We start from the raw sequence: 1748 nt of genomic DNA, 5'->3' as shown, positions 1-1748 counted from the left end.
CTATACTCCAAATCACGCTAAAGCCTCATGTATGTGGGATAAACCCAGAGAATTAACCTCATATCAAGGAAATGGTTATGAAATTGCCTGTAGTTCTGATGATCCTAGTAAAAATACTATTTTAACAGCAAATATTGCACTTCAATCGTGGAAAAGCAGTAGTGGACATAAGGCTGTAATCATAAACCAAGGGAGTTGGAAAAAAGTTGAATGGAAAGCTATTGGAATTGGTTTGTACAAAGGATATGGCGTAGTTTGGTTTGGACATGAAGTTGATGATTCTGAGAATAAATAGTGGCACTAAGAAAACTTTGTACTACTCATTATACTTGGACTTTGAATTAATAATGGATGTGAATGTAAAAGTCATTCAATTATCATTAATAGTCATTTAGCCAAGCTGTCATTGGGTTTTGTAACTTAATGACAATCAGATGACTACTTTGTGGTATTAGATTCAAGCGACAAAATACACATAATATTCTAACAGCCAAAAACATAGGAGTTTTCTTATAGCCACTAAATAAACGAATCAATAATAGAAAAAAATGGTTCTATGTTGATTTGTGTGAGTGAAAAAAAAGAAAATTTTACATATCCTCCGCTCATCCCTTTGTCCCATAGAGAGGATGCCATAACACTCTGTGAGTTAAGTTTTCCCCTTTAGGAAATTTATGGGATACAGGTAAACAAATAATGAGTTTTCTTATAAGCACTAATTACAAAAAGAGTAATTTTGTAATCTGTGAATCTGTCTTTGACAGACGTAGTCTTTACTTTTTGCATGTCTTCGACAGACGAAGTCTGTGGCAAATTTGATTACCCACAGTATTTGACATAAAAGCAAAAAATTAAGTATAAAAATTTATGAATACAAAAGCCCAAATTCCCGAATCAGAACTGATTTTAAATGCCGATAATAGTGTTTACCACTTAAATCTAAAAGCTGAAGATATTGCCGATACAATAATTCTTGTTGGAGATAAAGATAGAGTACCATTGATTTCTTCATTTTTTGATTCAATTGAAATTACAAAACAAAAACGTGAATTTGTTACACATACAGGATTTTATAAAAATAAAAGAATAAGTGTATTATCAACAGGAATTGGAACAGACAATATCGACATTGTTCTGAATGAATTAGATGCACTTGTAAATATTGACCTTGAGAAACGAACAATAAAAGAAAAAAGTAAAAGTTTGAATTTTATTAGAATAGGAACTTGCGGTGCAATTCATGAGGAAATACCAATTAATTCCTTTATAGTTTCTCATTATGGATTAGGATTTGATAATTTGCTAAAGTTTTATAAATGCAGTTACAGAAAGGATGAAAAAGAAATTTATGATAAATTAAAAGTCTTTTTAAAACAAAAAAATACTGAACTCCCTTTTTACCTTTTTGCTGCTTCCGAAAAAATGAAAAAATATTTTTCGGATAAATATTTTAAGGGAATAACAATAACAGCACCCGGATTTTTTGGTCCTCAAGGCAGGTCGGTTCGTACCGAACTTACTTATCCTAAATTGATTGATGCCTTAAGTGAATTTGAACATAAAGGAAATAAAATTCTGAATTTTGAAATGGAAACATCTGCAATTTTTGGTTTATCACGAATATTAGGACACAATGCAATTACAGTTGACCTTGTTCTTGCAAACCGTATTACAAAGCAAGCATCAGCAAATTATAATCACAAAATGAAAGACTTGGCAGTTCAAGTTTTGGATATTATTTCTAAGGA

The 1748-nt window shown here is 31.0% G+C and carries 2 protein-coding genes; both read left to right on the top strand.

Annotation, left to right across the window (positions count from 1 at the left end):
* On the top strand, positions 1-295 hold a 295-nt coding region (locus U9R42_13530), incomplete at its 5' end, for a hypothetical protein (GenBank protein MEA3497042.1).
* 572 nt (positions 296-867) lie between these two features.
* Positions 868-1748 (top strand): nucleoside phosphorylase (locus U9R42_13525; protein ID MEA3497041.1); only part of this gene is annotated, 881 nt, incomplete at its 3' end.

The organism is Bacteroidota bacterium, assembly GCA_034723125.1.
Lineage (GTDB): Bacteria > Bacteroidota > Bacteroidia > CAILMK01 > JAAYUY01 > JAYEOP01.
Note: the sequence above shows the minus strand (reverse complement) of the source record. Positions and strands in the feature narration are given on the sequence as shown.